This is a genomic window from Pseudomonas sp. NPDC099000 (assembly GCF_044759925.1).
Lineage (GTDB): Bacteria > Pseudomonadota > Gammaproteobacteria > Pseudomonadales > Pseudomonadaceae > Aquipseudomonas.
In genome coordinates, this window is sequence record NZ_JBIWAF010000028.1 from 53,916 (window position 1) to 61,023 (window position 7,108).

The window sequence follows — 7,108 nt, forward strand, 5'->3', positions numbered from 1 at the left end:
TCAGAAATGGATGACGCTACGGATGCTTTTGCCTTCGTGCATCAGGTCGAAAGCCTTGTTGATGTCTTCCAGGCCCATGGTATGGGTGATGAACGTATCCAGCGGGATTTCGCCGGTCTCGGCCATTTCGACGTAGCTTGGCAACTCGGTACGACCGCGCACGCCGCCGAACGCCGAACCGCGCCAGACGCGACCGGTCACCAACTGGAATGGACGGGTAGATATTTCCTGGCCGGCACCGGCCACGCCGATGATCACCGACTCGCCCCAACCTTTGTGGCAGCACTCAAGGGCGGCGCGCATCAATTGCACGTTACCGATGCACTCGAAGGAAAAGTCGACGCCGCCGTCGGTCATGTCGACGATGACTTCCTGGATCGGACGGTCGAAATCTTTCGGGTTCACGCAGTCGGTTGCACCGAGCTGCTTGGCGATTTCGAATTTGGCAGGGTTGATGTCGATGGCAATGATCCGCGCAGCCTTGGCCTTGACCGCACCAATCACGGCCGACAGGCCGATGCCGCCGAGACCGAAAATGGCCACGGTATCACCCGGTTTTACCTTGGCGGTATTGAGCACCGCGCCGATGCCGGTGGTGACTCCGCAACCCAGCAGGCAGACTTTTTCCAGTGGCGCTTCTTTTGGAATTTTGGCGACGGAGATTTCCGGCAGCACGGTGTACTCGGAGAATGTCGAGGTCCCCATGTAGTGGAAAATTGGCTGACCCTTGTAGGAAAAGCGCGAAGTGCCATCCGGCATCAGGCCCTTGCCTTGAGTCGCGCGAATCGCCTGACACAAGTTGGTTTTGCCCGACAGGCAGAATTTGCACTGTCGGCATTCCGGGGTGTACAGCGGGATCACATGGTCGCCGACGGCGACAGAGGTCACGCCCTCGCCGATGGCTTCAACCACCGCGCCACCTTCGTGACCGAGGATCGACGGGAAGATGCCTTCCGGGTCAGCGCCCGACAGGGTGTAGGCATCGGTATGACAGACACCGGAGGCCACTACACGCAACAAAACTTCACCGGCCTTGGGCATGGCGACATCGACTTCGACAATCTCGAGAGGTTTCTTGGCCTCGAAGGCAACGGCAGCGCGCGACTTGATCATGTGGATTCTCCAGTGAATAAAAACGAGACAGGGAGTGTAATACAGCGTCTTACGAGGAATAATCCGGACAAAAGCAAAACATTATTGCCACACAGGGATAATCCTTGATGTCCGAGAACCGCTGGGAAGGGATCGACGAATTTGTCGCCGTGGCCGAGTGCAGCCAATTCACCGCTGCCGCAGAACGCCTTGGGGTTTCTTCTTCTCACATCAGTCGACAAATCGCACGCCTCGAAGAGCGCCTTCAGACGCGGCTGCTCTACCGCAGCACTCGCCGGGTAACGCTGACCGAAGCCGGGCAAACCTTTTTGCAACATTGCCAGCGATTGCAGGACGGTCGCGAAGAAGCCTTGCGCGCAGTCGGCGACCTGACCAGCGAACCCAAAGGCATGCTGCGCATGACCTGCGCCGTGGCATATGGCGAACGCTTCATCGTGCCGTTGGTGACGCGTTTCATGGGCCTTTATCCCCAATTGCGCGTCGACATTGAACTGAGCAACCGCCCTCTCGACCTGGTGCACGAAGGACTGGACCTGGCGATCCGCCTCGGGCGTCTTCAGGATTCACGACTGGTCGCCACACGCCTGGCACCACGGCGCATGTATTTGTGCGCGTCGCCTTCCTACGTGGAACGGTATGGTCGCCCACACAGCTTGTCGGAACTCAGCCGGCACAATTGCCTCATCGGCAGTTCGGACATGTGGCAACTGGAACAGAACGGCCGGGAATTTTCGCAACGGGTGCAGGGAAACTGGCGCTGCAACAGTGGGCAAGCGGTACTGGATGCGGCACTACAGGGTGTTGGGTTGTGTCAGCTGCCGGACTATTACGTGCTGGAGCATCTGAAAAACGGGGAATTGATTTCACTGCTGGAAGCCCACCAACCGCCGAACACTGCCGTGTGGGCGCTTTATCCACAGCAACGGCATCTGTCGCCCAAGGTGCGCAAGTTGGTGGATTATTTGAAGGAAGGGTTGGCGCAAAGGCCGGAGTACCGCGTTTGAAGATCAAAGGATCGCAGCCTTTGCACTCGACAGCTCCTACAGGTGCCGTACGGTGAACGCGGACAATGTAGGAGCTGTCGAGTGCAACGAGGCTGCGATCTTTTAGCGGCGGTTAGCCCAACGCTGGCGCAACCACTCAAGGTCTTCGGGGCGTGTGACTTTGAGGTTGTCGGATCGACCTTCGATCAACCGAGGAGCCAAACCCGCCCACTCCATCGCCGAAGCTTCGTCGGTGATGACCGCGTCGGCCACCAGGCTGTCGGCCAACGCCCGATGCAACGCGCCGAGGCGAAACATCTGCGGTGTATACGCCTGCCAGATCACGCTGCGATCCACCGTTTCAACCACACGGCCGTGCTTGTCGACCCGCTTGAGGGTATCGCGTGCCGGCACCGCCAGCAGCCCACCCACCGGGTCATCAGCCAACTCTGTCAGCAGTTTGTCCAGATCGTCGCGGCTCAGATTCGGCCGTGCGGCGTCGTGAACCAGCACCCAGTCTTCATCGTCAGCACCCTGCGCATGCAAATGCAGCAACGCATTGAGCACCGACCCGGAACGTTCGTCGCCGCCCTCGACCCGCTGAATACGCGGATCGCTAGCACACGCCAGGTTCGGCCAGTAAGGATCATCAACAGCAAGACTGACCACCAACCCCTTCAGGGCAGGATGATCAAGGAAACAGCCAAGGCTGTGTTCGAGAATAGTGCGCCCGCCCAGTTGCAAGTATTGCTTGGGACGGTCTGCGGCCATACGGGCACCGACGCCCGCGGCAGGAATCACGGCCCAGAAGGCCGGTAACAAGTTATTCATTGAGCCAACTGGTAAAGGGTTTCACCGTCCTTGACCATGCCCAACTCATGACGAGCCCGCTCTTCAACGGTCTCCATGCCTTTTTTCAACTCACTGACTTCGGCGTCCATGACTCGATTGCGTTCCAGCAACCCTTCGTTCTCAGCGTGTTGATCCGCGATCTGCTGAGTCAGCTCGGCCACTTGCGCCAGACTGCCATTACCCACCCACAGGCGATATTGCAGGCCAGCCAGCAGCAAGAGCAAGACGAGGAACAACCAATTGGGACTGCGCATCGAATATCAGGTATCCAGTGAAAAAAGACAGCCATGCCAAAACTTTGAAGCTTCTGATAGCACGAAGCCTGGAAGACCCAGGCTTGTGCTTATAAGGCATCAGATTAGTGGCAAATCCATCGCTGTAGCGATTTTTCCGACACAATCCGGTGTCTTTTTACCAGTTAACGATTAACCGCGGAATTCGCTGCGACCGTTGTACTTGGCTTTGCCATTCAACTGCTCTTCGATACGCAGCAGTTGGTTGTACTTGGACACGCGGTCCGAACGGCACAGGGAACCGGTCTTGATCTGGCCAGCCGCGGTGCCCACCGCCAGGTCGGCAATGGTCGAATCTTCGGTTTCGCCGGAGCGGTGCGAGATTACGGCGGTGTAACCAGCGGCCTTGGCCATCTGGATGGCTTCCAGGGTTTCGGTCAGGGTGCCGATCTGGTTGAACTTGATCAGGATCGAGTTGGCGATCTTTTTATCGATGCCTTCTTTCAGGATCTTGGTGTTGGTCACGAACAGGTCGTCGCCCACCAGCTGGGTCTTCTCGCCGATCTTGTCGGTGAGGATTTTCCAGCCAGCCCAGTCGGACTCGTCCAGACCGTCTTCGATCGAGATGATCGGATAACGCTCGGTCAGGCCTTTCAGGTAGTCAGCGAAACCTTCGGCGGTGAAGACCTGGCCTTCGCCGGACAGGTTGTATTTACCGTCTTCGTAGAATTCGCTGGCTGCGCAGTCCAGAGCCAGGGTCACGTCGGTGCCCAGCTTGTAACCGGCGTTGGCCACGGCTTCGGAGATCACTTTCAACGCGTCTTCGTTGGAAGCCAGGTTCGGTGCGAAACCACCTTCGTCACCCACTGCAGTGCTCAGGCCACGGGCCTTCAACACAGCTTTGAGGTGATGGAAAATCTCGGTACCCATGCGCAAACCTTCCGAGAAAGACTTGGCGCCAACCGGCTGAACCATGAATTCCTGGATGTCGACGTTGTTATCGGCGTGCTCGCCACCGTTGATGATGTTCATCATCGGAACCGGCATCGAGTAGACACCCGGGGTGCCGTTCAGGTTGGCGATGTGAGCGTACAGCGGCAGGTCCTGGTCCTGTGCTGCTGCCTTGGCCGCGGCCAGGGAAACGGCGAGGATCGCGTTAGCGCCCAGGGAGCCTTTGTTTTCAGTACCGTCGAGCTTGATCATCGCGTGATCCAGCGCTTTCTGGTCGCTTGGGTCTGTACCTTTCAACAGGTCGCGGATCGGACCGTTGATGTTGGCGACGGCTTTGAGTACGCCTTTGCCCAGGTAACGGCTCTTGTCGCCATCACGCAGCTCGAGCGCTTCACGCGAGCCAGTGGAAGCACCGGACGGCGCGCAAGCGCTACCGATGATGCCGTTATCGAGAAGCACGTCCGCTTCCACGGTGGGATTGCCACGGGAGTCGAGAACTTCACGACCTTTGATGTCGACGATTTTTGCCATTGTTGTAAACACTCCAAAGTTGACGAAAACGACGCAGCTAGAGGAAATCTTTTACCGTCGGCAAGTGGTGTGCAGCGGGCAGACTTGCGGACGATAAGGCTCAGGCCCGAGGGCCTGAGCAACAAATCGTGCGGTACTTTACCGGAGAAATGAGGTTTACGCGGTCTCTACCGTCGGAAAACTCTTCACCAGTTCGTCCAGGGCTTTGAGCTGGGCCAGGAATGGCTCCAGTTTGTCCAGACGCAAGGCGCAAGGGCCGTCGCACTTTGCGTTGTCCGGGTCCGGGTGAGCTTCGAGGAACAGACCGGCCAGCGACTGACTCATGCCAGCCTTGGCCAGGTCAGTGACCTGGGCGCGACGACCGCCGGCGGAATCGGAGCGACCGCCGGGCATTTGCAGCGCGTGGGTCACGTCGAAGAACACCGGGTATTCGAACTGCTTCATGATGCCGAAGCCGAGCATGTCGACGACCAGGTTGTTGTAGCCAAAGCTCGAACCGCGCTCGCAAAGGATCAACTGATCGTTACCCGCTTCCACGCATTTGCTCAGGATGTGTTTCATCTCGTGCGGGGCGAGGAACTGGGCTTTCTTGATGTTGATCACCGCGCCTGTCTTGGCCATCGCGACCACGAGGTCGGTCTGGCGCGACAGGAAGGCCGGCAGCTGGATGATGTCGCAGACTTCAGCGACGACCGCGGCCTGGTCAGGCTCGTGGACGTCGGTGATGATCGGCACGCCGAAGGCTTGCTTGATGTCCTGAAAAATCCGCATGCCCTCTTCCAGGCCGGGGCCACGGTAAGAGGTCACGGAGGAACGGTTGGCCTTGTCGAAGCTGGCCTTGAACACGTAAGGAATACCGAGTTTCTCGGTGACCTTGACGTATTCTTCGCAGACCTGCATCGCCATGTCGCGGCTTTCCAGCACGTTCATGCCACCGAAAAGCACCATTGGCTTGTCGTTGGCAATCTCGATATCGCCTACACGGATGATCTTCTGCGCCATCGGATTTACGCCTTCTTCTGGTGTTGAACCAAAGCTGCTTTAACGAAACCGCTGAACAACGGGTGACCGTCGCGAGGTGTCGAGGTGAACTCAGGGTGGAACTGGCAAGCGACGAACCATGGATGATCCGGGGCTTCAACCACTTCGACCAGCGCGCCATCACCGGAACGACCGGAAATTTTCAGGCCGGCTTCAATGATTTGCGGCAGCAGGTTGTTGTTCACTTCGTAGCGATGACGGTGACGCTCGACGATCACGTCCTTGGCGTAGCAATCGTGCACCAGGGAACCCGGTTCAAGCAGGCAATCCTGAGCGCCGAGGCGCATGGTGCCGCCCAGGTCGGACGATTCAGTACGGGTTTCGACCGCGCCGGTAGCGTCTTCCCACTCGGTGATCAGACCCACGACCGGATGGCCGCTGGCACGATCGAACTCGGTGGAGTTGGCATCTTTCCAGCCCAGCACGTTACGAGCGAACTCGATCACGGCCACTTGCATGCCCAGGCAGATGCCGAGGTATGGAACCTTGTTTTCACGAGCGTATTGAACGGCGGTGATCTTGCCTTCCACGCCGCGCAGACCGAAGCCGCCTGGTACGAGGATCGCGTCGACACCTTCCAGCAGCGCGGTGCCCTGGTTTTCGATGTCTTCGGAATCGATGTAGCGCAGGTTGACCTTGGTGCGATTGCTGATGCCGGCGTGACTCATCGCTTCGATCAGCGACTTGTAAGCGTCCAGCAGCTCCATGTACTTGCCGACCATCGCGATGGTGACTTCGTGTTCCGGGTTCAGCTTGGCGTCAACCACGGCTTCCCACTCGGACAGATCGGCGCTGCCGCATTGCAGGCCGAAACGCTCGACGACGAAATCATCCAGGCCCTGGGAGTGCAGGATGCCCGGGATCTTGTAGATGGTGTCGGCGTCTTCCAGCGCGATCACCGCACGTTCTTCAACGTTGGTGAACTGCGCGATCTTGCGACGCGACGAGAGGTCGATCGGGTGATCGGAACGGCACACCAGCACGTCAGGCTGCAGGCCGATGGAACGCAGTTCCTTGACCGAGTGCTGGGTTGGCTTGGTTTTGGTTTCGCCAGCGGTGGCGATGTACGGCACCAGCGTCAGGTGCATCAGCATCGCGCGCTTGGCGCCGACTTCGAAACGCAATTGACGGATGGCTTCGAGGAACGGTTGCGACTCGATGTCACCCACGGTGCCACCGATCTCGACCATGGCCACGTCGGCATCGCCGGCGCCCTTGATGATCCGGCGTTTGATTTCGTCGGTGATGTGCGGGATCACCTGGATGGTTGCACCCAGGTAATCACCACGGCGCTCTTTGCGCAGGACGTGTTCGTAGACACGGCCGGTGGTGAAGTTGTTGTTCTGGGTCATGGTCGTGCGGATGAACCGCTCCTAGTGGCCCAGGTCCACGTCTGTCTCGGCT

Annotated in this window: 6 protein-coding genes and 1 pseudogene; 1 reads left to right on the top strand and 6 read right to left on the bottom strand. The window is 58.6% G+C overall.

All coding sequences use genetic code 11. The annotated features are described in order from the left end of the window. A complete protein-coding gene (locus tag ACIQV9_RS24425; RefSeq protein WP_033059912.1) occupies positions 1 to 1,113 on the bottom strand; it encodes an S-(hydroxymethyl)glutathione dehydrogenase/class III alcohol dehydrogenase in 1,113 nt (370 codons plus the stop codon). Between the two features lie 107 nt (positions 1,114 to 1,220). Between ACIQV9_RS24425 and ACIQV9_RS24430 the strand changes: the two genes are divergently transcribed. Beyond that, the gene (locus ACIQV9_RS24430; protein WP_403106974.1) at positions 1,221 to 2,117 is read left to right on the top strand and encodes a LysR substrate-binding domain-containing protein; all 897 of its coding nucleotides are present in this window, start codon (positions 1,221 to 1,223) and stop codon (positions 2,115 to 2,117) included. 102 nt (positions 2,118 to 2,219) lie between these two features. Here ACIQV9_RS24430 and ispD read toward each other — a convergent pair whose 3' ends face one another. The 5 genes and pseudogenes from ispD to ACIQV9_RS24455 all read right to left on the bottom strand — a co-directional run. Next, positions 2,220 to 2,927 (bottom strand): 2-C-methyl-D-erythritol 4-phosphate cytidylyltransferase, encoded by a 708-nt coding sequence (ispD, locus tag ACIQV9_RS24435; RefSeq protein WP_403106976.1) that lies wholly within the window; start codon positions 2,925 to 2,927, stop codon positions 2,220 to 2,222. Further along, positions 2,924 to 3,202 carry a cell division protein FtsB gene (gene ftsB / locus ACIQV9_RS24440; protein ID WP_008028992.1) on the bottom strand — a complete coding sequence of 93 codons (279 nt, stop codon included), beginning with the start codon at positions 3,200 to 3,202 and terminating at the stop codon, positions 2,924 to 2,926. The genes ispD and ftsB overlap by 4 nt, the downstream gene beginning before the upstream one ends. A 171-nt stretch (positions 3,203 to 3,373) precedes the next feature. Next, positions 3,374 to 4,663: a phosphopyruvate hydratase gene (gene eno, locus ACIQV9_RS24445; RefSeq protein WP_131059171.1), complete on the bottom strand. Its 1,290-nt coding sequence runs from the start codon at positions 4,661 to 4,663 to the stop codon at positions 3,374 to 3,376. Between the two features lie 156 nt (positions 4,664 to 4,819). Beyond that, the gene (kdsA, locus tag ACIQV9_RS24450) at positions 4,820 to 5,665 is read right to left on the bottom strand and encodes a 3-deoxy-8-phosphooctulonate synthase (protein ID WP_007949350.1); all 846 of its coding nucleotides are present in this window, start codon (positions 5,663 to 5,665) and stop codon (positions 4,820 to 4,822) included. 5 nt (positions 5,666 to 5,670) lie between these two features. Beyond that, positions 5,671 to 7,108 (bottom strand): annotated as a pseudogene (locus ACIQV9_RS24455) (CTP synthase); the annotation flags it as partial.

Coding starts and splice junctions, on each gene's coding strand:
- ftsB (WP_008028992.1), bottom strand. CDS start 3,202: ATGCGCAGTCCCAATTGGTTGTTCCTCGTCTTGCTCTTGCTGCTGGCT.
- ACIQV9_RS24430 (WP_403106974.1), top strand. CDS start 1,221: ATGTCCGAGAACCGCTGGGAAGGGATCGACGAATTTGTCGCCGTGGCC.
- ispD (WP_403106976.1), bottom strand. CDS start 2,927: ATGAATAACTTGTTACCGGCCTTCTGGGCCGTGATTCCTGCCGCGGGC.
- eno (WP_131059171.1), bottom strand. CDS start 4,663: ATGGCAAAAATCGTCGACATCAAAGGTCGTGAAGTTCTCGACTCCCGT.
- ACIQV9_RS24425 (WP_033059912.1), bottom strand. CDS start 1,113: ATGATCAAGTCGCGCGCTGCCGTTGCCTTCGAGGCCAAGAAACCTCTC.
- kdsA (WP_007949350.1), bottom strand. CDS start 5,665: ATGGCGCAGAAGATCATCCGTGTAGGCGATATCGAGATTGCCAACGAC.